This window comes from Acinetobacter sp. ANC_7654, assembly GCF_056779855.1.
The window spans coordinates 319,098-343,660 of the sequence record NZ_JBWYIR010000001.1 but is presented as its reverse complement, the minus strand read 5'-3'; the positions used below and the strand labels follow the sequence as shown (position 1 = coordinate 343,660).

The following is a 24,563-nucleotide window of genomic DNA, read 5'->3' as shown; positions in this document are numbered from 1 at the left end:
GTTTTAACTATATTTTTATGTAAATTTAAAGATCGTATGCTTTATTGGGGAAAGGCAATGCGATCATTATTTATACTTATTCTAAATATGGTCATTTCGGTGCACGTCGTGCATGCTCAAAATATTGAATTTCAAGGTTCAGTCATTGAAAATTATAGCTGTTCTGAAAGTTCTTTAGAAAAATATTGTATTGAATTACATGAACTCATTCAGCAGTTAAAAGATCATCAAGTGACTCAAGATGATCGTTTAAGTTTAGATCATTATGTGGTTCAAGTAAGCAATGTAAATGGGCAAGATAAGAAAATGATTTCAGTTTATTACCACTAATTAATCTCAAAAGCTTGCAATGGAATAATGCTCTTCCATAAGAAATCTACGTTGTCATTAATGGAGATGGATTGAATTGGTATTGAAGATTAATCACCAAACTTATTTGGGATGACCAGTAACCTTTTTTTGAGTTGATCATCTTCAACCAGTCTGACTTCAGCATCTAAGTTATAGAGTTGATGGACTAATTGCTTTGTTAGAACATCTTCTGATTTTCCTTGTGCAATGATTTGACCATTTTTCATGGCAACTAGAAAATCGGCACAGCGTGCAGCAGTGGCTAATTCATGTAGAACCATCACTATGGTTTTACCTTGTGAGGCTAGAGAGCGGACTAAATTTAAAATATCGGCTTGATGACCGATATCGAGCATACTGATTGGTTCATCTAAAAGAATTAAAGGAGTTTGTTGTGCGAGTACCATTGCGATCCATGCACGTTGACGTTGACCTCCTGATAGATTACTTAAATTTTGATTTTTTAATTCGCTTAAATGGGTCGCAGACAAAGCGTCATCAATCGCTTTTTGGTCCTCGATGTTGAGTCGTTTAAACCAACCTTGATGTGGAAAACGACCGAAGCTTACTAACTGCTCAACTGTCATGCCGTTGGGTGCAGTTACATGCTGTGGAAGTAATGCAAGTTGTTTAGCGAGCAACTTTTTACTGAGTATATTCAGTTGATTTTTTTCCCAAATGACTTCGCCTTGATCATATGGATGAATTTGAGCAATACATTTTAACAAGGTCGATTTTCCACAGCCATTTGGACCAATGAGGACGATGACTTGACCCTGCTGAAATTCAGCATTGATACCCTTCAAAACTTGATGATGATTATATCCAGCACTTAATTGATTGATGATTAAACTCATGTACGACTCATACTTCTAGAATGACGATATAACAACCACAACAACAGTGGACCACCAACCATGCCACTAATAATGCCTGCGGGAATTTCGACAGGGGCAAGCAAATTTTTTCCTAGTAAATCGGCACATAAAACCATTAATGCACCAATACACATGGTTGGAAAAATCGGAAATAAATGATGAGAAAATGATTTAAATGCGATGATTGGTGCGGCAATAGCCACGAATCCAATGGGGCCTGCAATACTGACAGCGGTCCCAGCGAGAAACGCAGCAATAATAATGAGCATCAGTCTAATTATAGGTAAGGGTTCTCCTAGACTATCAATGACAGAATCAGGGAGAACCATTGCACTAAATAGTCGCCGCCACAGCACAATAATACTGACAAGCAGCATGATAAAAATCGAAGTTGGTAGCAAGATGCTGTAGCTTCGACCAATCAAACTACCACTACTAAAAATTAAAATATTACTGGTGTGCATTACTGGCAGTGTCGCAAGGATAAGGTCAAAACTGGCTTTCATGAGTGTTGCAATTCCGACCCCGATGACCAAAATACGATACCCCTGTGTTCCTACGCCGCCTGAAGCAATTAAAATAAAAAAAACACAGAAGATCGCACCCACTAATGCTTGCCACCATTGACCTAACATACTAGAACTTGAGAGGAGAATGGTGAATGCCAAAGCAAGCACTGCACTGTCACTGATACCAAAAACATCTGGGCTCGCAAGAGGATTTTTGGTGATAATTTGAAGAATGAGACCAGATAAGGCGAGTGCAGCACCAATCAATAAGGCTGCCAAAAGTCGTGGTAATCTAATCTTTTCAACGAGAAGTTGATGTGGAGCTGACGCATTGCCTGTCAATACATTCCATAGCGTATTCAAATTTAATGTGATTTCACCGTACATCAGGCTAAATAAACTAAGTGATATCAGTAGAATTGCAATGATTATCCAAGCCTTTATCACTGATTTTTGTTTTAAACGACTCAAGAGAGAAGACATATTATTTCTCCGCTTGAATGATATTTTGTAGGTTATTTTGACGTACCATCCATATTAAAATAGGTGCGCCTAATAAGGCTAAAAGAATACTGACAGGGGCTTCGAAGGGTTGCACGACTGCACGTGCAATGATATCCGCGATCAGCAACAGCAACATGCCAAATAGTCCGCTATAGATGAATTGTTTCTGAATACTCTGAGCACCAATAGCTCGTGCAAAGTAAGGTGCAATCAAGCCTAAAAAGGCAATTGGCCCTGTTAATGCAACGGCACTTCCAGTTAATAAAACCACAGCTAAAATGCAGAATGCATCAAGTAGTTTCGTATTTAAGCCTAAGCTATTCGCCAATTGATCACCAACTAAACTAAGACCTAGAGGGCGTGTTACCAATATAGCGATGATGAGTCCGATCGCCATTAAAATCAGTGCAAGACCGAGATATTGAATATCAACGCGATTGAGCGAACCTAAAACCCAAAAACGATAGTCATCTAAACCATTTTGGAAACTCAGAAGAATGGCAGCCATAAAACCTTGGAATGTACTGGTGATTGCCAGTCCAGCCAAGACTAAACGTGTAAGTGAGCTTTGATCTGTCATTTGACGAGGGGTGATGGCAAAGACCAATAAGGCACTCACTAATGCACCAATCAGCGCCCAAAAAAATAGTCCGAAGGTATCCATTTGAAGAACAATGGCCAAAACAATGGCAAGAGATGCGCCACTATTAATTCCGATTAATCCACTATCAGCCAAAGGGTTTTTAAGCAAGTTTTGAAGGATGACGCCTGAGATCGCTAAAGCTAATCCGACACTCACCGCCGCAATAGTACGTGGAATTCTAATTTCCAATAGGGGAGTGATTGGTTCTAAGGACCATTGACTTAGTGCCTGAAGAATAAGTTGCAAACTGTCTGTAAAGTAGGGCTGACCAGCGCCGTACGCGATCGACAAAACAGCGCAACATAAAATAATCAAGCTAAGCACGATTCCCATCAGCGGGAATCGGTCAAGTACAGTTGTAGCATTCGTCAGCATGTTAATTATGGAGATGCTTCATTACATCATCAATGGCATGTCGAGCAGCATGTGGTCCACCTATGCCAGTCCACATAGATGCATCAACCACGAAATAATGCTTGTTTTTTGCAGCATTAAGACGTTGGAATTCTGGTAATTTTTCTAGTTCTGCCAGTTGCTTTTCCGAGTTTAGATGACTGCCAATGATGAGCCAGTCTGCATCAATTTGATCAAAACGCTCTCGACTGATTGGAGGCGTATGGCTTGCACCTGGTTGTTGCTGATGTTGAGGTCGTGTTAAGCCAATATCTTTTAAAATTTGGCTCGCAAATGAATCATTTAACATATACACAGGTCCATTGGCTGTCCAACGAATGACACTGACTGATTGACTTTGTTGAGCATGTAATTTCTGTTGAGCTTCTTGCGCATATTGATCGTACGCTTCTAGAGCTTTTTGGGCTTGTTGTTCTTTGTTTAATAAATGAGCTACCTTTTTGAAACTGTCTTTCCATGGCTCTCCGCGTGCAAAACTGACTGCAGTGGGTGCAATCTGCTGCAATTGATTAATCATTTGTGTATCAATCATGCTTCCAGCAATAATTAAGTCAGGTTGTAACGTGAGAATTTGTTCCATGCTCGGTTGTCCAAAGTTACCGACGGAGGCGATCTGTTGTGTTTCATTTTTGAGGTAATCTGGAAAATTACTTTGACCTCGAACATAACTACTGCCTATAGGTTTTATTCCAAGCGCAATAGCACTATCCAAATCAAGTTCACTTAAAACCACAACACGTTGTGGCTGAACAGGAATCGTAACTTGACGACCTAAAGCATCTTCAATTTGTCGTGTCGTATTTATTTGAGATTCAACCGTCGCTTTACTGTCTCGTGAAGAAGGTTCATTCGACTGAGAACATGCTGTGAAGAGAGTGATAGCACTCAATATAATTGCAATTTTATATTTCATATCTTTCTACATATTTCATTAAAATAATTCTATTCACTTATTCAACGGCATCCATCACTTGATGGCGTTCCTCATGATAAGCCTCTTCGTTGTGACCTTGCTTCCAATAAGGCACAGCATATAAATTGCTTTTGGGTAGCTGAAAGTTCTGTCTCAGTATTTTACGAAGTTCAACCACCGTTGAATTTTCACCCGCCAGTGATACTGAAATATCTTTATTTTTCCAGTCTAAGTTTTGCAAAGAATGACGGATGGTATTATTCAATTCATGAGGGCCTTTGCACCAATGAAGCTTAATGTGTTCAGGTTTATTCAGATGTATTTGGTCTGAATCATCTTCGATTTCGATCCAAACTTCACCATAAGCGTCTTTTGGTAATTGTTCAAGCGAGGCAGCGATCATCGGGATTGCTGAAAGATCTCCAACAAAAATCCAATATTCTACATCGATTTTAAAACGTGCTGGTCCTCCTGGACCGGCTAGACCTAACAGATCACCTGGACTCGCATGCTTTGCCCAATCAGCCGCTATACCAAAATCTTCATGTCTTACAAAATCGATGACTAAAAGTTGCTGTTCTTCATCGAAATCTCGAACAGTATATGTCCGCGTAATTGGTTTCTTTCCATTTGGCCACGTAATTTTGCCTAAAGAATTTCGAAACGGGAGGTCAGGTGCTTGTTGATCAGGGTTCGGAAAAAACAATTTGATGTGCGCACCACCATCACATTTTGCATAACCTGTGAAATCTTCACTTTTAAACTTAATACGCTGTAAATGAGTGGAAATTTGTTCTGTTGAATGGACAGAAATATGTCGAGCTAGAGGAGGAGATTGTGTCGTCATTATTTAATCTTCTGTACTTATCAATGGAGTGAAGATCGTCGATACCGTAATACGTGCGTCAGTCGACAGATTTGAATGGTTATTAATCTAAATCAAACAAATTTAATTTGCAAATGATAATCATTATATTTAATAATCTTTTTGTGCCAAAGTGTAATCACAAAATATGAAGGTTTAAATATTTTGTAAAACTTTGATTTTATAATGAAAATTAAATTTATGCGGTTGTCTTATGCAAATCAATGAATCCCATGATCTATTAACTTGTGCACAACACAGTATGTGGAAAGGACATCATTATCATGGCAGTTATCCTTTTCATACGGCGGAGTGGTTGGTTATTGAGGGACCATTAGATCGAGAGCTTTTTCAAAAAGCAGTTTATCTCACATTAAAGGAAGCTAAATCGCTTCATTGGCGAGCTTTAGTTCAGGGTGAACACGTCTATCGAGTAGATGATGTGACGATACGGAAACCTAGCTTCGTTGATTTATCTCAGCTTGATGAGGAGGAAATTTTAGCGTGGGCTGAAAAAGAAGTAGAACCAGCATTTAATTTAGAATCGGGTCATTTATATGACTATGTATTTGCACACTTAGGTGAGCAAAAGTATGGATTATTTTTTAAAGCGCATCACGTTGCATTAGATGGCTACGCTTACGGACTGATGATTAGCCGATTTATTGATTATTATCAATCTCTCAAAAATGGTACTGAATTAAAAATTAAACGGTTCGATCATTATGAAAAGTTTATTGTAGAAGAACAGCATTACCTTCACTCTGAAAAAGCTAAAAAAGATTTAGACTTTTGGAAGGCTAATTTTTCGTATGAGAAAGCCCCTAAGAAACGACTTAAACGAAAATTAAAAGAACCATTTTCACAAGGGCCACGTTATGAAGAGGTAATAGACTGGTCTACACAGCTACAATTAAATGCATTAGCAACTGAATTAAAATTGCCCAGTGCTCTTATCGTTATGGCGGTGATGATGAGTTATTTAATGAAACAGTCTAAAGATCCTCAACAATGCTTTGGGATACCTTTTATGTCTCGGTTGGGTACTTCATCTATGCGTATCCCGTGCTTAGTCATGAATATCCTGCCATTAAGGTTGGGCATTACTGGACAGGAAAACTTAAAAGAAATCATTTTATTATTAACGAAAAGGTTTGCCGAAATTCGACCGCATCAGCAAAGCTATTTTGAGCAAATGCGATTTGTATTAGAAGATTTTGATCCCTATGAAAATATCTTATTTGGACCTATTGTGAATTGGATTCCTTATCCTTTACCTGAACATTTCGAAGGGTGTAAGTTAACAAAAACAACCATATCCGCTGGCCCAATTGAAGACTTTGATACCGCGATTACCAATAAGTTTGTTAATGGTATTGAGCGTTTGTATCTCGCTGTTGACGGCCATAAAGAACTTTATGATGTGCCAAGTCTCAAAGCTTATTGGTATGATTTTATGGGGATGATGAAAACTTGGTTAGCTCAACCAGAACTTGTTTTTGAACAACTTCAAATTCACAAACCACTGCCAGAATAGTCTGGCAGTTTATCCTTTGAATGAGGCAATAGGGCTGTTACACGCCTAGAGTTGCTCCACCATCAACCACTAATTCGTGCATTGTGATTTGGCGTGCTTGCTCTGAAAGTAAGAATATCACTGCATTGGCAATATCTTCAGCCTCAGCAATTTTTTGTAATGGAATACCATTTCGGAATTGTTCTAGATTTCCGTTGACAATGCCTGCTGGAGGGCGATCCTCAGTCCATAGTTGTTTTTGCATTTGTGTAAGGGTTGAGCCAGGTAAAACTAAGTTACAGCGAATATTGTGAGGCGCGAGTTCCAACGCGAGATTTTTAAAATAGTGACTCACTGTAGCTTTGGTCGTGGCATACAGACCCATATTCATTCTTGGAATGAGGGCTGCATTTGAACTGATGCTCACAATCGCACCTTCTCTTTGCGGAATCATTTGGTGAGCGACCCAACGACTAAGTTCGGCAGGGCCAATGAAATTTATCGACAAATTTTCATGCCATTGTTCAACAGATGTATTTAATAAAGATCCCATTTCTAAGACCCCCACAGCATTCACTAACCCCGTGATCGTGCCTTTAAAAAGTATCGAATTTTCAATGTGCTGAATAATCTCATTGGTCTTACGAATGTCACAGCTGATGTGGTCTAGATGGTTGAGTGATGCTTCAGGAATTAATTTAAAAAGTTCCCATTGATTGATGTCATCAATCCGATCAATTGCGATGACTTGATGATCCTTCTGCAATAGTTGACGACAAATTTCAGCACCAATTCCTCTGGCTGCACCCGTCACGATATATAAACCCATTTAAGTATCCTTTAATTTTATTAACAAATTGAAACGATAATCATTTTCAATTGGGAATAATAATTATTATATTGGTTGCGTTCAACTCCTAGAGGTTGTCCTTTTGTGAATGTTGAAAGTTTGATGCACGCAGTGTGAACAGATAATCGTGAGAACAAATATGTTGCCAATAGAACCGTCAGTTTTTCAAAATATGATAGGCATAAAAAAGGAAGAGTTAATTGAGGAAGATCAACCTGGTTTCGTGTTCGCAACGCCAACGGGGACCATTTCAAGTAAAAAGTTAGTTGAACATATCGAATTTGATCGAGCTTCTCATTTAAATTTTAATCAGCAGCAAGCACAGTGGCTCGAACAAGCAAAATCTGCACTACAAAAAAAAATCGAATTAACAGCGAATAAAGATCTTATTTTGGTCGGGAGCTTGCCTTTTGATCATCGAGATTTACCAGAAATCTCGATTGCGGAAGCAAAAAACACATTTGTAAATGAGCGCATTGATCAATCGGCTCAGTCTTCTCTTAATGATCAAGTGCAAGCGACTCTCATCCCAGCACAAGAGGAATACATTGCTGGTGTCGTTAAATTGGTTGAATTGATGAAGTCATCACCGCTAGAAAAAGCAGTATTGGCTCGGGCAATTGATCTTAAAACCCAACACAAAATTAATATTATTGATTTATTTTACCAGTTGTTGGCCTCTAATCCTGATGGCTACACATTTGCGTTGGCCCAAAACCCAAAACAATCTGGTTGGTTTATGGGGGCAAGTCCAGAACTTCTCGTTGCGAAGCAAAATGAATATTTGTTTAGCCATCCAGTTGCAGGAACATTAGCACGTCATTCAGATCCAACACTGGATCAACAACAAGCTGAAAAATTGCTTGCTTCGCAAAAAGATCAGCATGAACACGCCGTGGTCATCGAAGCCATTGCAGATCAACTCTCTCCCTTGTGCAAAACGCTCAATATCCCAAAATCACCTTCACTGATTAAAACAGAGGCGGTTTGGCACTTGGCGACCAAAATTCAGGGAACGTTGAAAGATCCAGAGCAACATATCTTTGATGTGGTCTCAATTTTACATCCAACGCCAGCAGTCTGTGGACAACCAGCCCCTATGGCTCGCCAGTTGATTTCGGAACTAGAGCCTTTTAACCGTAACCTATTCGCAGGAACTATGGGGTGGTGTGATGCCCGAGGGAATGGTGCTTGGGCAGTGAATGTACGTTGTGGGCGTATCTTTGACCATTATGCGCGTCTTTATGCGGGTGCAGGAATTGTCGAAGCTTCACAGCCGACCAGTGAACTGTCAGAAACCATCGTGAAATTTAAAACGATGTTAAATGCATTGGGTTTAGATTCTCAGCACTTAAATCATGGGGGAATAAAATGAATGCGAATGTAAATGACGAGTCTTTACTCTGGGATGGCATCGTTCCATATCCAGAAGAATTCGTAGAGCGGTACATTCAAAAGGGATATTGGAAAGGTCAAACCATTTCAGAGTTTTTTCAAGAATCAGCCCAGAAATTTGCCAATCAGGTGGCATTGATTTGTGGTGATCGCCAGTATTCTTATCAAGAGCTGAATCAAAATATTGAACAATTTGCAGTCTTCTTGACTAAACAAGGCTATGGGCTGGCAGATGCTGTTGTGATTCAAATGCCAAATATAGCAGAGTTTTTTATTGCTTATTTTGCAGCTTTGCGGATAGGGATGCGACCAGTGATGAGTTTACCAGCACACCGTCATGCCGAAGTAAGTCATTTTATTCAGCAAACAGATGCCAAATTGTATATCTGTGCAGATAAGCATCTAGGCTTTGATTACAGATCCTTAGCGCAAGAGTGCCAGCGCAGATGTCCGACTTTACAGCAAGTGATTGTCGTTGGTGATGCAGGCGATTTTGATCCTTGGCCGAATCTTACATCGTTTAAAAATCATATGGTTTCAAAGCCCAAAATAACGGCTCGCCATGTGGCTTTTTTTCAACTTTCAGGGGGCAGTACTGGCACACCGAAACTTATACCACGAACACATGATGACTATTTGTATAGTGTTCGTGCCAGTGCAGATATTTGTGAACTTGATACAGAAAGCCGTATGCTTATGGTGCTTCCAGTAGCACATAATTTCAGTATGAGTTCGGCTGGTTCATTGGGTCTATTTTATGCAGGTGGAACACTTGTTTTAGCGAAAGATCCTTCTCCCCAAACTGCATTTCCACTCATTGAAGCGCACCATATTACGTATGTTGCTCTTGTCCCTGCATTAGCAGCAACATGGTCGGAAGCAGTTCAAAACGGCGCAACAAATATTTTTAAGAAATTAACGGCTTTACAGGTCGGTGGGGCAAGGTTGCCAGATGCTTTAGCTGAAAAATTGATCGATCAATACCAATGCCGATTACAACAAGTATTTGGTATGGCAGAAGGCTTGGTGAATTACACGCGTTACGATGATCCGAAAGAAGTCATTATAGGTACCCAAGGTTCCCGTATAAGTCCAGATGATGAAATTAAAATCGTCGATGAAGATGATCACGAGCTGCCGTTGGGTGAGGTGGGGCATCTTATAACTCGCGGCCCTTATACCATTAGAGGGTATTATCGGGCTTCAGAACATAACCGAAGTGCTTTTACCTTAGATGGATTTTATCGCACTGGTGATTTAGTTCGATTAACGCCAGAAGGCAATATTATTGTTGAAGGGCGAAGTAAGGAACAAATTAATCGTGGCGGTGAAAAAATCGCGACGGAAGAAGTCGAACAGGTTTTAAATCAACACCAACAAATCATCTTGTCCGCCTTGGTTGCACAACCAGATCCAATGTTAGGAGAAAAAAGTTGTGCATTTATTCAATGGCGACCTAACAACCAAGATGCATCAGAAACAAGGCTGAAACTACAAATTAGACAATTCATTCAAGCATACGGTCTGGCGACCTATAAGATCCCAGATCGCATCGAATTTATTGAAGAAATGCCTTATACGGCATTGGGCAAAATCGACAAGAAACAACTCAGAAAACGCCTCACCGAAGACACGATTTAACGAAGGAAATAAAATATGGCAATCCCACGTATTGCAAGTTATCCCATGCCATCTGCTCAAGATTTTCCAGTTAACAAAGTTGATTGGACTTTAGATGCGTCACGGTCGGTTTTATTGGTACATGATGTTCAGCAATATTTTTTAGATTTTTACGATCAGACCCAAGCGCCCATTCCCACATTAATCCGAAATTGTAAAGCCCTTATTGATCAGGCACATGCACTAGGAATTCCAGTCTATTACACGGCACAACCTGGAGATCAGACGCAAGAACATCGTCAACTATTAACGGATTTTTGGGGTAAAGGTTTGTCAGCTGATCCAGCATTGACCAAAATTATTGATCCACTTCAACCAAAAAGTGAAGACACCGTGCTGACAAAATGGCGCTATAGCGCATTTAAAAAAAGTGATTTTGAGCAGCAAATCAAACAAGCTAATCGCGATCAATTAGTGATTTGTGGAGTATATGCCCATATTGGTTGCTTATTAACAGCTGCGGAAGCATTTATGCTGGATATTCAAGCATTTATGGTGGGTGATGCCTTGGCGGATTTTAGCCGAGAAGAACATGATCTTGCACTAAAATATGCGACTGGACGCTGTGCAAAAGTCATGGATACTCAGACTGTGATTAATGACTTAGGTCAGGGGCAATGATCATGAATGAATTAAGCATGCTTGAGTTAAAAAATATGGTCGCTCATCAATTAAATTTACCTGCAAATGAAATTCAGCAGGAGGATAATTTATTTATGTTAGGACTTGATTCAGTCAGTCTTATGACGCTGGTTGGATTGCTACGTGAAAAAGGCTTTCAAATTGAATTTCAAGATCTGGTGGAGGAGCCAACGTTGAATGAATGGAGTGATCGTCTTAAATTGGATAGAGATTGATGTAAGACTAATGTGCATACCTTGAAAATCAACACATGCACAATCAACGGCCCTAGCCAAAGTACTTATAGCCAAAGGCCATTTTCGTTAAATTATTCGCTAACGTGAGTGGATCTTACATGCAATTAGAAAAATACTATTCTGATCAACAATGGAAAAAAATCCAAAATTTTGCCGAAACAAAGCAAAGCCCTTTTTTAGTTGTTGATTTAGATCAAGTGCAAACTCAATTTATTGAGTTGCAAAATAGCTTTCCAAAAGCCCATATTTATTATGCAGTGAAAGCAAATCCAGGTCGTGAAATTATTCATAAACTTGATCAACTTGGCTCATATTTTGATATTGCATCAATTTATGAGTTAGACAAAGCGCTTGAATGTGGAATTCATCCAGATCGTATTTCATACGGTAATACTATTAAAAAAGCTTCAGACGTTGAATACGCTTACCGAAAAGGAATCCGTTTATTTGTTACCGATGCGGAAGCAGATCTCGCCCAAATAGCCGAATTCGCACCGAACTCTAAAGTCTTTGTCAGGGCAATGGTAGAGTCGGGAGGTACAGCAGATTGGCCACTGTCACGTAAATTTGGATGCCATCCAGATATGGCGGTTGATTTAATGGTGAAAGCTAGACAATTGGGTTTAATACCCTTTGGCGTGTCATTCCATGTCGGTAGTCAGCAACGTGATGTCACTGTATGGCGTTCAGCTTTAACGATAGTGAAGCAAATATTTAATACTTTGAAAGACCAATACGGTATCAGTTTACAATTAATCAATTTGGGTGGTGGTTTCCCAGCACATTACTTAGCTGAAGTTGACAGTATCCAAAGTTATGCGCACGAGATTCAACGCTATCTCGATGAACACTTTGATGATCAGGTAATATTATTTTTGGAGCCAGGCAGATCATTGGTGGGTAATGCTGGAGTGATTGTTTCAGAGATTGTTCTTATCGCCAATAAATCAGCACATGATGATAAACGATGGGTCTACACGGATGTGGGCGTCTTTAATGGACTAATTGAAACTTTAGGTGAGATGATCAAATATCCTATATACACACCTAAAATGCATTCAGCACCTGAGCATTCAAGTGTTGTGCTTGCAGGCCCGACCTGTGATTCAACTGATATCATGTATGAAAAAGTGCCTTATCAGTTACCTAAAAACTTGAGCATTGGAGATCGACTCTATTGGTTAAGTACTGGAGCTTATACAACCTCTTATGCTTCGGTCGAATTTAATGGTTATCCACCTTTAAAAACGTTCTATTTAGATTGATTTAAGGAATGGTGCTATGTGGTTGGTAGTCAGTCGCTCAAGCTGCGAGCCACATAGCCTAACCCTCCTAGAAGCGTTATCATAATGCTAAAATCTTGATGGGTAGGCTCATGAAAATCGTTGCAGATGAAAATCTCGCATTCACAGATTATTTCTTTTCAGAATTTGGCGATATTGATAATAAAGCTGGTCGTACCTTAAAGCATGAAGATGTGGTCGATGCTGAAGCCTTATTAGTACGTTCTGTGACGAAAGTGAATTCTGCGCTCATTCAAAATACTGCATTAACCTTTGTGGGTAGTGCAACGATCGGAACAGATCATTTGGACATTCCAGCAATTGAACAGCAAAATATTCAATGGTCAAATGCTGCAGGATGTAATGCCCAAGCTGTTTCTGAATATGTTATTACTGCGTTATTAGCTCTAAATCCTCATTTGCTAGATGCAGAACAAGATTTCACTTTAGCCATTATTGGACTGGGTAATGTCGGTTCACGACTCGCACATATGGCGAAATTATTGGGATGGAACGTCATCGGGGTTGATCCTTTTGTACAAAGAGAAAATATTCAGCAAGTCACTTTAGATGAAGTTTTTTCAAAAGCAGATGCAATTTCTATCCATGTGCCATTAACCACTTCAGGGATGCATGCAACCCGACATATGTTTAATGCTGAGACCTTAAAAAAGCTTAAACCATCTACAATTTTAATTAATTCTGCCCGTGGGTCAGTCATTGAAGAACAAGCTTTGATTGCAGATATTCGAGCAACAGGTCGTAAAGTTGTACTAGATGTCTTTGAGCATGAACCAGTCATTACGGAAGAGTTACTGGATCTTGTGCAATTGGTGACACCGCATATTGCGGGGTATAGTCTTGAGGGTAAAGCGCGTGGTACCCAGATGATTTATGATGCTTTCTGTCAGCATTTCGGCCATAAATCTTCAAAACAGTTCGAAACCCAATTGCCTACATGTGAACAATATTTTAACAATAGTGATTTCAAGCACACGCTGAAAACTCAATTAAACCATATCTACGATATCTTTAGAGATGATCAGAACTTAAGAGCATGCCTCAAAGATGGGAAAGTAGATCAAGCCTCATTTGATCAATTACGCAAAACATATCCATTACGCCGTGAATGGGCTGCTCATGGAGGGCCTCAGGCATGACTGACTCTCTGAGCTATCTACCAACTTGCGATTTTGCTGCCATGAAAGCCAGAGTGAGGATGTATCAACAGATTCGCCAATTTTTTTTAGAACGTGATGTTTTGGAAGTTGAAACTCCAATTTTATCTCATGCTGGAGTAACTGATGTCCACTTGGCGTCAGTTGAGGCAAGCCGTCATGTACATGGTCATTTGAAAAAGCACTATCTTCAAACTTCACCAGAATTTGCCATGAAACGACTGTTGGCAGCAGGAGTAGGGCCAATTTATCAAATCTGTAAAGTTTTTCGTGATGATGAACATGGCCGTAAACATAACAGTGAATTTACCATGCTTGAGTGGTATAGACCTGATTTTAGTCTCAAAGACTTGATGTTTGAAGTTACAGATTTACTCAATGTCACTTTGGCACATCGTTTTGGCGAAGTGCGACCTACGATTTTAAGTTATAAACATGCATTTATAGATCGCTTAGATTTTAATCCACTTAAATCCACATTAGAGGAATTAAAGGATTGTTGTAATCGTGTTGGGTTAAATCTAGATCTGGGTGATGATCGTCTAGGATATATCGACCTGTTATTTTCGCATATGGTGGAACCGAGCTTAGGTTTTGATACACCTGTATTTTTAACGGATTTTCCACCAGAACTTGCTTCTCTTGCAAAAACTCGAGTTGATGAAGATGGGGAATTGGTTGCAGCACGTTTTGAGCTTTACATTGAGGGCTTAGAGTTAGCAAATGCTTATGATGAGTTGATTGATGCAGATGTATTGCGTTCCCGTTTTGAAGCTGATAATGCTGAACGCGAAAAATTAGGCTTAGATGTTATGCCAATAGATGAAAATCTCTTAGCCGCATTGCCTAAAATGCCAGAATGCTCAGGTATCGCATTAGGAATCGATCGTTTACTGATGGTGGCAACAGAGAAAATGAAATTAGAGCAAGTGATTACATTTCCTGCTGATCGCTCATAAGATTTTTTATCCTCAGGATAAAGGACGATCTTGAGGAGCTAATATTTTGACAAATGTCGTGCTATACGCTTTAAAACCGTGATTTAAATAAAACTGATGTGCAGGTAATCGTTCAGCACGATTACCACTACTGACCACAATTTTTTGAATACCTTGTTGACTGGCTATATGTTCAACGTGAGCCAACAGTTTTTGACCAATCCCTTTATCGCGATGCGCCTGATCTACAATGAGTACTAGAATGCGAAAATACGGATCAGCACATTCACATGATATTTCTTCAACAAAACCAATATATGCGACAACTTGTCCATGATCGATAAATACTAGGGTTGTATAACGCTCCTGGGCTTGCAACCTCATCAAACGTTCTTTCATAACTTCTGTTTGAGTTGGATAGCCGAGTTGGGTAGTCAATTCAGCGATCGCTGCAACATCATGGTTTAAATTTACAGGTTTAATCAGTATTGTCATGGCTATTGAAACATGATTTATAAGTATGAATTGAACTATGTTTAAATAATTTAATCTTTCATGTATTTTGTTTAGATAAATTTAATATTTTATCTTTTAATATTGGATTTAATTCATTTTTCAACGTGAAGATTTAAAACAATAATCATAGGCGACTATATGTCTTTTTCTATATTTTTATCTTTTGTAATTTATACAATTGTGACATCCATAACACCTGGACCTAACAATTTGATGGTCGCAACCTCAGGAGTGAACTTTGGACTCCGTGCGACTTATGGACACATTTTAGGTGTAGCGATCGGTTTTGGGGTCATGGTGATTTTGGTTGGTTTAGGAATTGGTACATTACTGAGTCAAAATCAATTGGTATACGAAATTCTAAAGTTGATCGGTATTGCTTATTTAATCTATTTAGCTATTAAGATTGCTCAATCAGGCTCAGTTGAATTAGATAAAACTCAAGCGAAACCCATTACTTTTTTGCAAGCTGCATTATTTCAATGGGTCAATCCAAAAGCTTGGATTATGGCAATGGGCGCGGTGACGACTTATTTAGCTGCAGGCAGTGAATTTTATTGGTATATCATTTTGGGTGTTGTGTTTGGGTTAGTCTGTATTCCATGCACGGGAGCTTGGGGAATACTCGGAGAAAAATTACAAACTTTGGTGCGTACGCCACAGCATCTAAGAATTTTCAATTACAGTATGGCGCTACTATTAGTGGCTTCAATCATTAAACCAATGATTGATTCTTTTAAATATTTTCAACAATCATTTTTTTAAAATACGATTACCTCCTGAGTTTCAGGAGGTAAATATTATGCGTTTACCAAGGATTGATGTTTTTCTCGGTGCGTTGCCAAAGCCTCGATTCTTTTTTGTATCAGCATTTCACCAATATCAGGGCCTTTGATCTCAGGCGGTAAATCAGATGCTTTAATTGAACGAACAATCTGTACCGCATCTAATACATATTTTGCTTGAGGATATTCACGGTCTTCGAGACCTAAGCGACCTTTGGCATCACATTCACATGCTTGTACAAAAGCCTCAACACGTTCAGGACGGCGTAATACATCTAAACGTTGTAATAGACGCCAAAGTGTTCCTGGTTTTAATGTAAACGCCTGATGGCATTTAAGATGTTCTTTGCACACCGCAATTGCCAATTGTTTGGTTTGGGTCGGAACTTTAAGACGTTCACATAAATCAGTCACGGGCTGAACACCACGTTCCTCATGCATGATATGGCGAGGTAACTCATCTTTAGGCGTGAGTGCTTTACCCAGATCATGCACTAATACTGCGAAGCGTACATCCATCGAGTAGTCTGCTTTACAAGCTTGTTGTAATGACATCAAGGTATGAATACCACAGTCAATTTCAGGATGGTATTCAGGACGTTGTGGTACACCAAATAATGCTTCGATTTCTGGAAAGAGGATTTTGAGAGAATCACACTGACGAAGGACTTCAAAGTAAATATCAGCATCACGTTCCATTAAAGCACGAGAAGTTTCTTTCCAAACACGTTCAGGTGTAAGTGCTTGCAATTCACCAGAATCAGCCAAATTTTTCATTAAGGCTATGGTTTCTTCAGCTACTTTAAAACCATACTGATGATAGCGAGCTGCAAAACGGGCAACACGCAATACTCGTAGTGGATCCTCTGCAAATGCATCAGAAACGTGACGTAAAATGCGTTGATTCAAATCTTGATAACCATGATAAGGGTCGAACAACTCACCATCGTCATTCATGGCCATTGCATTTATGGTCAAATCACGACGAATTAAATCATCTTCAAGGGTTACCGAGGGATCGGTAAAAAATTCAAAGCCATGATAACCATGCCCAGATTTACGCTCAGTACGAGCGAGGGCGTATTCATCTTTAGTTTCGGGATGTAGAAATACAGGAAAATCTTTACCAACAGGTTGGAACCCTTGGTTTAAAAGTTGTTCTGGTGTTGCACCGACAACGACATAATCTTTTTCGTGATAGGGGTGTCCGAGCAACTGATCTCGTACTGCGCCGCCTACTAAATAAACTTGCATAAAAAACCTCTATTCTTAGCACCATCATGCATCAGAATAGAGGTTTTCTCAAGTCACAAAACGTGCCCTAAATAAAGGATTAGAGCGCGTTTTTTTCCTCTTCTTGAATTTCTGCAACAGTTAATGCAGTCATATTCACAACACGGCGCGTAGTTGCTGTTGGTGTTAAGATATGAACTGGCTTAGCCGCACCTAATAAGATTGGACCAATTGTTACATTATTTCCTGAAGTTGACTTCAACAGGTTGAATGAAATATTTGCAGCATCTAAATTCGGCATAATCAATAGATTCGCAGAACCTTTGAAGCGCGAGTTCGGGAATGCAAAGCTACGGATATTTTCATCAAGCGCTGCATCTGCATGCATTTCACCTTCAACTTCAAGTTCAGGTGCGATTTCAGAAAGAATTTCATACACTTTACGCATTTTTTGAGCGCTAGGATCAGTCTGGTCAGAACCAAAACTTGAGTGCGACAACAATGCTACACGTGGAGTAATACCGAAACGACGGACTTCTTCTGCTGCTAAAATAGTCATTTCAGCAAGCTGTTCAGCCGTAGGATTACGATTGATGTATGTATCTGCAATGAACAAGTTACGATCTTCGAGCATCAACGCATTTAAGGTAAAGAAAGTGTTATGACCTTCTTTTAAACCAATGACATTACTCACGAAATCTAAATGAATATCGTAGCTAGAATACGTACCACATAGCATACCATCTGCTAAGCCGTGGCGTACTAACATCGCTGCAATCAGGGTCGAACGACGACGTGATTCACGTTGTGCATACTCAGGTGTTACCCCTTTACGCATCATCAGATTATAGTAATCATCAGCAAACTTTTCGTAATCAGGATTTGTTTCTTGATCAACGATAGTGATATTCACACCATTTTCTAAACGTAAACCTAATTTCTTAATATTCGCTTCGATCACAGCAGTACGACCCACCAAGATCGGTTTTGCCAGGCCTTCGTCTACTGCAATTTGAACAGCACGAAGAACACGAAGATCTTCACCTTCCGCATAAGCAATACGTTTAGGATCAGTTTTCGCTTGAGCAAAAATTGGTTTCATCATAAATGCTGAGTTGTAAACGAACTCAGAAAGACGCTGATGATACACGGAGAAATCTTGGATTGGACGAGTCGCTACACCAGAATCCATCGCAGCTTTTGCAACAGCAGGCGCAATTTCAAGAATCAAGCGTTGATCTAGTGGGCGTGGAATTAGGTAATCACGTCCAAATGATGCAGATTTTTCACCATAAGATGCAGCATCAGCTTCTACATGTGCCATACGAGCAATTGCGTGTACACATGCAATCTTCATTTCTTCGTTAATGGTTGTTGCACCTACATCAAGTGCACCACGGAAGATATATGGGAAGCAAAGCGCATTATTCACTTGGTTCGGATAGTCTGAACGACCCGTCGCCATGATGACATCATCACGAACTTCATGTGCATGTTCAGGCAGAATTTCAGGATCTGGATTAGCAAGCGCGAAGATAATTGGATCCTTCGCCATGACTTTGACCATTTCTTTAGTCAAAATACCCGCAGCTGATAGACCAAGGAACATATCTGCACCAGCAATTACGTCGCCAATCTGAGAACCTTCGATATCTTGAACATAGCGTTTTTTAGACTCGTCTAAACCTTCACGTTTTTTTGTTAAGAGTCCACGAGAGTCAGCAACAATGATATTTTCTTTTTTAGCACCAAGCGCACAAAGAAGATCTAGACATGATAGTGCCGCAGCACCTGCTCCAGAAGCGACGATCTTGATATCTTCAATTTTTTTGCCGTTCAATTGCAAAGCATTTAAAAGCGCTGAACCTACAATAATTGATGTTCCATGCTGATCATCATGAAAAACTGGGATATTCATACGCTCGCGAAGTTTCTGTTCAATATAGAAACATTCTGGAGCTTTAATGTCCTCGAGGTTAATACCGCCGAAAGTCGGTTCAAGAGCAGCAACAATATCTACGATTTTATCTGGATCATTTTCTGCAATTTCGATATCGAAAACATCAACGCCTGCAAACTTTTTAAACAGGACGCCTTTACCTTCCATCACTGGTTTAGAGGCGAGGGGACCAATATTACCCAAACCGAGTACTGCAGTACCATTACTGACGACTGCGACTAAGTTACCACGTGCAGTATAAAGCGCTGCTTTAGAAGGGTCTTTTTCAATTTCCAAACATGGCACTGCAACACCTGGGGAATATGCTAATGCTAGATCATGTTGGTTGACGAGTTGCTTACTCGGAGTAACGCTGATTTTTCCTGGCGTTGGAAATTCGTGGTAATAGAGTGCTTGCTGTTTTAAAGATTGATCGTCCATCTGAATCCCAGTTATTACAATGTTCCAGCCTTGCTGGTTTTTTGGTTATATCGGTTCGAATATACCACTAGTTGCACATTGATCACAGTTAAAAGTCGAAATTTCATACATATTTAGGACTTTGGTCTAGCCTTTATTTGATTTTTGAGAATTGATATTCATTTTGCAGAAATTGAGTGCTATCAGCGCTATTTAATGGTCTCGAAAAATAATAACCTTGGAAATAATCACAACCTTGTTTTTTTAAATATTCAATTTGCTCGATATCCTCAACACCTTCAGCAACTAATTTCATCCCCATCGTTTTACCCATTGAAATAATTGCATCGACAATAGCATTATTTTTACGAGTGCCAATCTTTGAAATAAAGGCGCGATCAATCTTGAGTGTATCAATAGGATAGTCGGCAAGATATGCAAGTGAAGAATAGCCTGTTCCAAAGTCATCTAAGGCGATTAAGAAATTTTTATCCTTAATTTCGTCTAACAAATCAAAAACATGAGATGATTTATCTAATAATGATGACTCGGTAAGTTCAAACTCTATAAACTCGGGTTTGAGTGAGTATTTGAGCACGGCTTGATCAATAAAATTGAGAAATTCCCCACGATGGATCTGTTGCGCCACGACATTAATAGAAATTTGTAACTTATCAAATCCTAATTCATGCCATATTTTAAGTTGCTTACATGTCTGGAAAATAACAAATTTTCCGATATCTGAGATCAGACTAGTCATTTCAGCAATCGGTATAAAACGATCTGGCATGATGATGCCATACTTTGGATGATTCCAGCGGATTAATGCTTCAAAGCCGCTCACTTGCATCGTTTTACTTTCTATCTTAGGTTGATAGTAAATTTCTAAGTCCTGATTTTTTATAGCAAGTCGTAAATCTCTTTCGAGCTCAATGTCACTGCCAAAAATGGATTCAGGCTTGTTGTCATAATAATAGGCTGTGCTGCCCCCTAGTTTTTTTGCTTCTGTTAAAGCGCTTTCCGCGTGACTATTTAAGCTACCAATTTGTCTACCATGATTGGGGTAAATTGCGATACCCAGTGAGACATGAATCATGTGTTCTTGCCCATCGATGATAAAGGGTATTTCAAAGGCCTCAAGGATCTGATCGACGACTTGTTGGATCGTGTAATGACTATGATTTAAGTTGTAAATCATAGCAAAGTCATCATTATTTAAATATGAAATCAGAACAGCTTTAGAACAGGTATATTTCAGTCTTCGGGAAACTTCTTTGAGAACTTCATCTCCAGTTTGATGATTAATAAACTCATTAAAATGTCTAAATCGATCAATGTTAAGACGAATAATAGAAAAATGGCTCAGAATTTTAGATTTACTAATTAGATACTGGTGTAACTGTAAATTAAAATAAACACGGTTAGGTAAATCTGTAAGTAGATCGTAATTCTCTAAGTAGGCCATTCTTTCAAGATTTTGTTTCCGTTCAGTCAAATCTGAAATGATGCCTACATAATTTAAAATTCTATTTTTATCATCACGAACTGCATTGATATGCAGCCACAAGGTTAATATCTTTCCTGAAATAAATTCTTCTGTGACCTCAGCATCATATTGTCCGGTGAGTAACACCGTTTGAGTTATATCGGCGTGATGTTGGCTGAGTTGGGATGTGGAAGATTTGGTAATATCAAAGATGTGTTTTGAGATAATATCCTGCGGTGGGATGTTGACCAATTCACTAAAATAAGGATTAACTTCTAAAAAACACAAGTTATTGTCTAAAACGAAAACTCCTTGGGCCACTTGATTAAATACATTCGAAGCTAATTTCAATTTTTCTTGTGCTTTTTTTTCACTCTCAATGTCTTGGAAAATACCCACCATTTTAAGAGGTTTATTATTTTTAGGATCACGTGTAATAACTCGACCAATATCTTTAATCCAGAACCACTGATCTTTTACTTTAGTTCTATAATGTGCTTCAAAACGTTCAGTATTTCCTCTTAAATGTCTACGGAGCTCTTTACGATAATTTTCTTGATCTTCTGGGTGAATAAAATCGTTAATTTGATCAGTAGCACTTTGGTAGTGTAAAACCTGATTACCATATTTAATTCCTGAAATTTCAATGGTTCTTTTCTCAATATTCCATAGCCAAGATGAAATTCCAGCAGTTTCATGCGCAAAATCGAGATTAGCTTGATGGTGCTGCAGTCGATCGTTGATCTTATTAATATCGTAGGTTCGTTCAATTACTTTTTGTTCGAGTAATTGATTATGCATTTGTAATTGGCTTTCAATTTCTTTGGATTTTTCAATCTCATTTTTTAGCTTGTCTTGGAGAAGTGATGACTCCATAAGATGTTTTCTAGATTCAGATAGATAGAATTTATTGTGATTATTTAATATTCCAAGACGGCGGTACATCTTATGGGTAAGGAGTGCACAAATAAGTAATACACCAAACCAAATATTAAAGATTAAACTAAAAACATCAGGAGTATTATCTAAAAAAAGGAAATTGGAAAGGACTATGGCCGAAGCTGAAGGCAAAAAAACATAAAGGAAGTATCGTAAACGCTGTGATAAAAATACAATAGCAAAAGTATAAACAATAGATAACATTAACCCAGCTAAAGTCAACATATGTATATCTTTGACTTCTGGATTATGTTCGGGCATAAGCTGTAATACGGTATAAATACCAATAGCTAGACCAGCTCCAGTAATTAAGCAAACCAATTGTGCCCACATGTCTAAGTTAAAAATACTAATTTGATTAGATTTTTTAAAAAAGAGGGTAAAGCAAATACAGATTAAAAGAATGGCGGTAAATATAATGAGCCAAATGGTATAAGGTATTGAAAAGCTTTTGAAATAAAAGAAGTAAATAAGTTGATTATAGATACAGGCAAAGAGCACCCACGCTAAAAAAAAATGCAAATTAGAAGTCGCACTTTTGATCTGGCTATCGAGTACAGAGTTGGAAACATGCTCTCCCTGAACTTCACTCATAACTGGCAATACCTTAATTTTCTTTCTACTTTATTTGAATTATTTTTGAGTACGAACTTAAAAAATATAAATTTAGCGCGACAACTCTTTTCTCATTAAAGTACTGTCTAATTGGATGAAAATCAATTCTATTGTGAGTTAAATCACGGAATTTTGAGAAAATATTTATTAAAATTTGTAATTTAAGATCGATAAAGCAACCACTGGTGCGGTTTCTGTACGTAGAACACGTTCACCAATACACCAATTGATAAATCCATGCTGATTTGCAGATTGGATTTCAGCTTCACTTAATCCACCTTCTGGACCAATGAGTAGCGCTATATTTGAGGAGGCATCATTTAACACATCGACCTCATCTTTATTGGGGGCTAAGACTAATTTCGTTTCAGGGAGTGTGCTATTTAACCATTGTGCTAAAGGGAGTGGAGCTAATATTTTTGGAACAATATTCATTCCACACTGCTCGCAAGCTGCAATTGCTACACCTTGCCAATGATCAAGTTTTTTCTGATCACGGTCGTACTTTAAACGCATTTCGCAACGTTCAGAGGTGAGAAGTTGAATTTCAGATACGCCTAACTCAACCGCTTTTTGAATAGCATAATCCATGCGGTCACCTTTACTCATTACTTGACCAAGTAAGGCATTAAAGTTGGGTGTGCGATTGGTTGGGTTAAATTCTTGAACTAGAACCGAGCCTGTTTTTTTATTGGCTTCAGTTAATTCAACTTGATATTCGCCACCTTGACCATTAAACAGGGTCGCTTTTTCACCGACTTGTGCACGTAAAACTTTGACCCAATGATGAAATACAGTTTCAGTCAGTTCAACTGTTGTATTTACATTAAGGTCTGCTTCAATAAAAAAACGAGGCATCTGCATTACTCTAAAATCGGTAAAATAAAAACTTCTTTTATCTTCAGTCCCTACATCAAATAAGGTGAACCTAAGCTGTCGATAAAAGAAGTCAGGAGACTTATGCTAGACCGAGGTCTTTTACAAGTTGACGAGTTGGATCAGTGGTGTTCATCGTATAAAAGTGTAAGCTTGGCGCACCACCAGCAATGAGGCGTTCACATAGCTTCACAATCACTTCATGACCAAAGGCTTTAATTGAAGCAGTGTCATCACCATAAGCCGCAAGTTGCTTACGAATCCAACGAGGGATTTCGGCACCGGTACCATCCGCAAAACGAATGAGATTGCTTGCATTGGTAATTGGCATAATGCCCGGCGCAACAGGAATATTCACACCTTCTTTTTGAATGCGCTCTACAAAGTAAAAATACGCATCTGGATTAAAGAAGAATTGAGTTAAGGCTGCATTTGCACCTGCATTGGCTTTCTCACAAAAGCGTTTGATGTCTAAATCAAAGCTATCTGCTTGTGGATGCATTTCAGGGTAAGCTGCAACTTCAATTTGGAAGTGGTCACCCGAATGTTCACGGATAAAGCGTACTAAATCCTGGGCATACGGTAATTCACCTAAGCCAACTTGACCGGAAGGTAAGTCACCACGTAGTGCAACTATACGGTCAATCCCTTGAGATTTGTATAAATCTAAAAGTTCAGCGATCCGTTCTTTGCTATCACCAATACAAGAGAGGTGAGGAGCAACAGGCGTGCCTTTGCCATTAAAATCAGCTAAAGTCGAAAGTGTACGTTCACGTGTAGAACCACCTGCACCATAAGTCACAGAGAAAAACTCTGGATTCAGCAACTGCAGTTCTTGGTGAACAACCTTAAGTTTTTCCGCACCTGCATCAGTTTTGGTTGGGAAAAACTCAAAAGAAATTGGAATCTGTTTAGACATGTTCAAATCCTTTGTACTTATTTCAGCAAAATAGAATTCA

At 39.0% G+C, this 24,563-nt stretch carries 22 protein-coding genes; 10 read left to right on the top strand and 12 right to left on the bottom strand.

The features are described from left to right. The first annotated feature begins 57 nt into the window (after positions 1–57). Entirely contained in the window at positions 58–330 is a 273-nt protein-coding gene (locus AC1M86_RS01675; protein ID WP_481607099.1) for a hypothetical protein, read from the top strand. 89 nt (positions 331–419) lie between these two features. Here the strand turns inward: AC1M86_RS01675 and AC1M86_RS01670 are convergent, their stop codons facing one another. Genes AC1M86_RS01670 through AC1M86_RS01650 form a run of 5 tightly spaced genes read right to left on the bottom strand, consistent with a single transcriptional unit; the run spans position 420 to position 5,059 of the window. Further along, on the bottom strand, positions 420–1,208 hold the full coding sequence (locus AC1M86_RS01670) for an ABC transporter ATP-binding protein (RefSeq protein ID WP_481607098.1): 789 nt from the start codon (positions 1,206–1,208) through the stop codon (positions 420–422). Further along, a complete protein-coding gene (locus AC1M86_RS01665; protein WP_481607097.1) occupies positions 1,205–2,221 on the bottom strand; it encodes a FecCD family ABC transporter permease in 1,017 nt (338 codons plus the stop codon). The genes AC1M86_RS01670 and AC1M86_RS01665 overlap by 4 nt, the downstream gene beginning before the upstream one ends. A 1-nt stretch (position 2,222) precedes the next feature. Then, the gene (locus tag AC1M86_RS01660) at positions 2,223–3,260 is read right to left on the bottom strand and encodes a FecCD family ABC transporter permease (RefSeq protein WP_481607096.1); all 1,038 of its coding nucleotides are present in this window, start codon (positions 3,258–3,260) and stop codon (positions 2,223–2,225) included. 1 nt (position 3,261) lies between these two features. Continuing rightward, positions 3,262–4,212 (bottom strand): ABC transporter substrate-binding protein, encoded by a 951-nt coding sequence (locus AC1M86_RS01655; RefSeq protein ID WP_481607095.1) that lies wholly within the window; start codon positions 4,210–4,212, stop codon positions 3,262–3,264. A 37-nt stretch (positions 4,213–4,249) separates the two neighbouring features. Next, the gene (locus AC1M86_RS01650; RefSeq protein ID WP_481607094.1) at positions 4,250–5,059 is read right to left on the bottom strand and encodes a siderophore-interacting protein; all 810 of its coding nucleotides are present in this window, start codon (positions 5,057–5,059) and stop codon (positions 4,250–4,252) included. A gap of 232 nt (positions 5,060–5,291) precedes the next feature. On the opposite strand from AC1M86_RS01650, the gene AC1M86_RS01645 reads away from it, so the two are divergent. Continuing rightward, positions 5,292–6,614 carry a condensation domain-containing protein gene (locus tag AC1M86_RS01645; RefSeq protein ID WP_481607093.1) on the top strand — a complete coding sequence of 441 codons (1,323 nt, stop codon included), beginning with the start codon at positions 5,292–5,294 and terminating at the stop codon, positions 6,612–6,614. A gap of 37 nt (positions 6,615–6,651) precedes the next feature. On the opposite strand, the gene AC1M86_RS01640 is transcribed toward AC1M86_RS01645, so the two are convergent. Next, positions 6,652–7,422 carry an SDR family oxidoreductase gene (locus AC1M86_RS01640; protein ID WP_481607092.1) on the bottom strand — a complete coding sequence of 257 codons (771 nt, stop codon included), beginning with the start codon at positions 7,420–7,422 and terminating at the stop codon, positions 6,652–6,654. Between the two features lie 160 nt (positions 7,423–7,582). Between AC1M86_RS01640 and AC1M86_RS01635 the strand changes: the two genes are divergently transcribed. The 7 genes from AC1M86_RS01635 to epmA all read left to right on the top strand — a co-directional run bounded on the left by AC1M86_RS01635 (position 7,583) and on the right by epmA (position 14,816). Further along, entirely contained in the window at positions 7,583–8,818 is a 1,236-nt protein-coding gene (locus AC1M86_RS01635; protein ID WP_481607091.1) for an isochorismate synthase, read from the top strand. Continuing rightward, a complete protein-coding gene (locus tag AC1M86_RS01630) occupies positions 8,815–10,479 on the top strand; it encodes a (2,3-dihydroxybenzoyl)adenylate synthase (protein ID WP_481607090.1) in 1,665 nt (554 codons plus the stop codon). The genes AC1M86_RS01635 and AC1M86_RS01630 overlap by 4 nt, the downstream gene beginning before the upstream one ends. A gap of 15 nt (positions 10,480–10,494) precedes the next feature. Next, positions 10,495–11,139, top strand: coding sequence for an isochorismatase family protein (locus AC1M86_RS01625; RefSeq protein ID WP_481607089.1), 645 nt, complete (start codon positions 10,495–10,497; stop codon positions 11,137–11,139). 2 nt (positions 11,140–11,141) lie between these two features. Beyond that, positions 11,142–11,375: a phosphopantetheine-binding protein gene (locus tag AC1M86_RS01620; RefSeq protein WP_481607088.1), complete on the top strand. Its 234-nt coding sequence runs from the start codon at positions 11,142–11,144 to the stop codon at positions 11,373–11,375. A gap of 119 nt (positions 11,376–11,494) precedes the next feature. Further along, positions 11,495–12,661, top strand: a complete 1,167-nt coding sequence (locus tag AC1M86_RS01615; protein WP_481607087.1) for a type III PLP-dependent enzyme — start codon at positions 11,495–11,497, stop codon at positions 12,659–12,661. Between the two features lie 110 nt (positions 12,662–12,771). Next, positions 12,772–13,839, top strand: a complete 1,068-nt coding sequence (locus AC1M86_RS01610) for a 4-phosphoerythronate dehydrogenase (protein WP_481607086.1) — start codon at positions 12,772–12,774, stop codon at positions 13,837–13,839. Further along, a complete protein-coding gene (gene epmA, locus AC1M86_RS01605) occupies positions 13,836–14,816 on the top strand; it encodes an EF-P lysine aminoacylase EpmA (protein WP_481607085.1) in 981 nt (326 codons plus the stop codon). The genes AC1M86_RS01610 and epmA overlap by 4 nt, the downstream gene beginning before the upstream one ends. A gap of 12 nt (positions 14,817–14,828) precedes the next feature. Here epmA and AC1M86_RS01600 read toward each other — a convergent pair whose 3' ends face one another. Further along, positions 14,829–15,290: a GNAT family N-acetyltransferase gene (locus tag AC1M86_RS01600; protein WP_481607084.1), complete on the bottom strand. Its 462-nt coding sequence runs from the start codon at positions 15,288–15,290 to the stop codon at positions 14,829–14,831. Positions 15,291–15,449: 159 nt separating this feature from the next. On the opposite strand from AC1M86_RS01600, the gene AC1M86_RS01595 reads away from it, so the two are divergent. Then, a complete protein-coding gene (locus AC1M86_RS01595) occupies positions 15,450–16,076 on the top strand; it encodes a LysE family translocator (protein WP_481607083.1) in 627 nt (208 codons plus the stop codon). A 35-nt stretch (positions 16,077–16,111) separates the two neighbouring features. On the opposite strand, the gene AC1M86_RS01590 is transcribed toward AC1M86_RS01595, so the two are convergent. The 5 genes from AC1M86_RS01590 to metF all read right to left on the bottom strand — a co-directional run bounded on the left by AC1M86_RS01590 (position 16,112) and on the right by metF (position 24,523). After that, on the bottom strand, positions 16,112–17,350 hold the full coding sequence (locus AC1M86_RS01590; protein WP_481607082.1) for a multifunctional CCA addition/repair protein: 1,239 nt from the start codon (positions 17,348–17,350) through the stop codon (positions 16,112–16,114). 79 nt (positions 17,351–17,429) lie between these two features. Continuing rightward, positions 17,430–19,709 (bottom strand): NADP-dependent malic enzyme, encoded by a 2,280-nt coding sequence (locus AC1M86_RS01585; protein WP_481591306.1) that lies wholly within the window; start codon positions 19,707–19,709, stop codon positions 17,430–17,432. A 133-nt stretch (positions 19,710–19,842) separates the two neighbouring features. Beyond that, positions 19,843–22,707 (bottom strand): EAL domain-containing protein, encoded by a 2,865-nt coding sequence (locus AC1M86_RS01580; protein ID WP_481607081.1) that lies wholly within the window; start codon positions 22,705–22,707, stop codon positions 19,843–19,845. A 168-nt stretch (positions 22,708–22,875) separates the two neighbouring features. Beyond that, positions 22,876–23,586, bottom strand: a complete 711-nt coding sequence (locus AC1M86_RS01575) for a 16S rRNA (uracil(1498)-N(3))-methyltransferase (RefSeq protein ID WP_481589727.1) — start codon at positions 23,584–23,586, stop codon at positions 22,876–22,878. A 100-nt stretch (positions 23,587–23,686) separates the two neighbouring features. Continuing rightward, positions 23,687–24,523 carry a methylenetetrahydrofolate reductase [NAD(P)H] gene (gene metF / locus AC1M86_RS01570; protein WP_035266512.1) on the bottom strand — a complete coding sequence of 279 codons (837 nt, stop codon included), beginning with the start codon at positions 24,521–24,523 and terminating at the stop codon, positions 23,687–23,689. Positions 24,524–24,563 lie beyond the last annotated feature (40 nt).

Excerpts from the sequence above, each read along its gene's own strand:
- AC1M86_RS01675 (WP_481607099.1), top strand. The coding sequence starts at position 58 with ATGCGATCATTATTTATACTTATTCTAAATATGGTCATTTCGGTGCAC.
- AC1M86_RS01670 (WP_481607098.1), bottom strand. The coding sequence starts at position 1,208 with ATGAGTTTAATCATCAATCAATTAAGTGCTGGATATAATCATCATCAA.
- AC1M86_RS01665 (WP_481607097.1), bottom strand. The coding sequence starts at position 2,221 with ATGTCTTCTCTCTTGAGTCGTTTAAAACAAAAATCAGTGATAAAGGCT.
- AC1M86_RS01660 (WP_481607096.1), bottom strand. The coding sequence starts at position 3,260 with ATGCTGACGAATGCTACAACTGTACTTGACCGATTCCCGCTGATGGGA.
- AC1M86_RS01655 (WP_481607095.1), bottom strand. The coding sequence starts at position 4,212 with ATGAAATATAAAATTGCAATTATATTGAGTGCTATCACTCTCTTCACA.
- AC1M86_RS01650 (WP_481607094.1), bottom strand. The coding sequence starts at position 5,059 with ATGACGACACAATCTCCTCCTCTAGCTCGACATATTTCTGTCCATTCA.
- AC1M86_RS01645 (WP_481607093.1), top strand. The coding sequence starts at position 5,292 with ATGCAAATCAATGAATCCCATGATCTATTAACTTGTGCACAACACAGT.
- AC1M86_RS01640 (WP_481607092.1), bottom strand. The coding sequence starts at position 7,422 with ATGGGTTTATATATCGTGACGGGTGCAGCCAGAGGAATTGGTGCTGAA.
- AC1M86_RS01635 (WP_481607091.1), top strand. The coding sequence starts at position 7,583 with ATGTTGCCAATAGAACCGTCAGTTTTTCAAAATATGATAGGCATAAAA.
- AC1M86_RS01630 (WP_481607090.1), top strand. The coding sequence starts at position 8,815 with ATGAATGCGAATGTAAATGACGAGTCTTTACTCTGGGATGGCATCGTT.
- AC1M86_RS01625 (WP_481607089.1), top strand. The coding sequence starts at position 10,495 with ATGGCAATCCCACGTATTGCAAGTTATCCCATGCCATCTGCTCAAGAT.
- AC1M86_RS01620 (WP_481607088.1), top strand. The coding sequence starts at position 11,142 with ATGAATGAATTAAGCATGCTTGAGTTAAAAAATATGGTCGCTCATCAA.
- AC1M86_RS01615 (WP_481607087.1), top strand. The coding sequence starts at position 11,495 with ATGCAATTAGAAAAATACTATTCTGATCAACAATGGAAAAAAATCCAA.
- AC1M86_RS01610 (WP_481607086.1), top strand. The coding sequence starts at position 12,772 with ATGAAAATCGTTGCAGATGAAAATCTCGCATTCACAGATTATTTCTTT.
- epmA (WP_481607085.1), top strand. The coding sequence starts at position 13,836 with ATGACTGACTCTCTGAGCTATCTACCAACTTGCGATTTTGCTGCCATG.
- AC1M86_RS01600 (WP_481607084.1), bottom strand. The coding sequence starts at position 15,290 with ATGACAATACTGATTAAACCTGTAAATTTAAACCATGATGTTGCAGCG.
- AC1M86_RS01595 (WP_481607083.1), top strand. The coding sequence starts at position 15,450 with ATGTCTTTTTCTATATTTTTATCTTTTGTAATTTATACAATTGTGACA.
- AC1M86_RS01590 (WP_481607082.1), bottom strand. The coding sequence starts at position 17,350 with ATGCAAGTTTATTTAGTAGGCGGCGCAGTACGAGATCAGTTGCTCGGA.
- AC1M86_RS01585 (WP_481591306.1), bottom strand. The coding sequence starts at position 19,709 with ATGGACGATCAATCTTTAAAACAGCAAGCACTCTATTACCACGAATTT.
- AC1M86_RS01580 (WP_481607081.1), bottom strand. The coding sequence starts at position 22,707 with ATGAGTGAAGTTCAGGGAGAGCATGTTTCCAACTCTGTACTCGATAGC.
- AC1M86_RS01575 (WP_481589727.1), bottom strand. The coding sequence starts at position 23,586 with ATGCCTCGTTTTTTTATTGAAGCAGACCTTAATGTAAATACAACAGTT.
- metF (WP_035266512.1), bottom strand. The coding sequence starts at position 24,523 with ATGTCTAAACAGATTCCAATTTCTTTTGAGTTTTTCCCAACCAAAACT.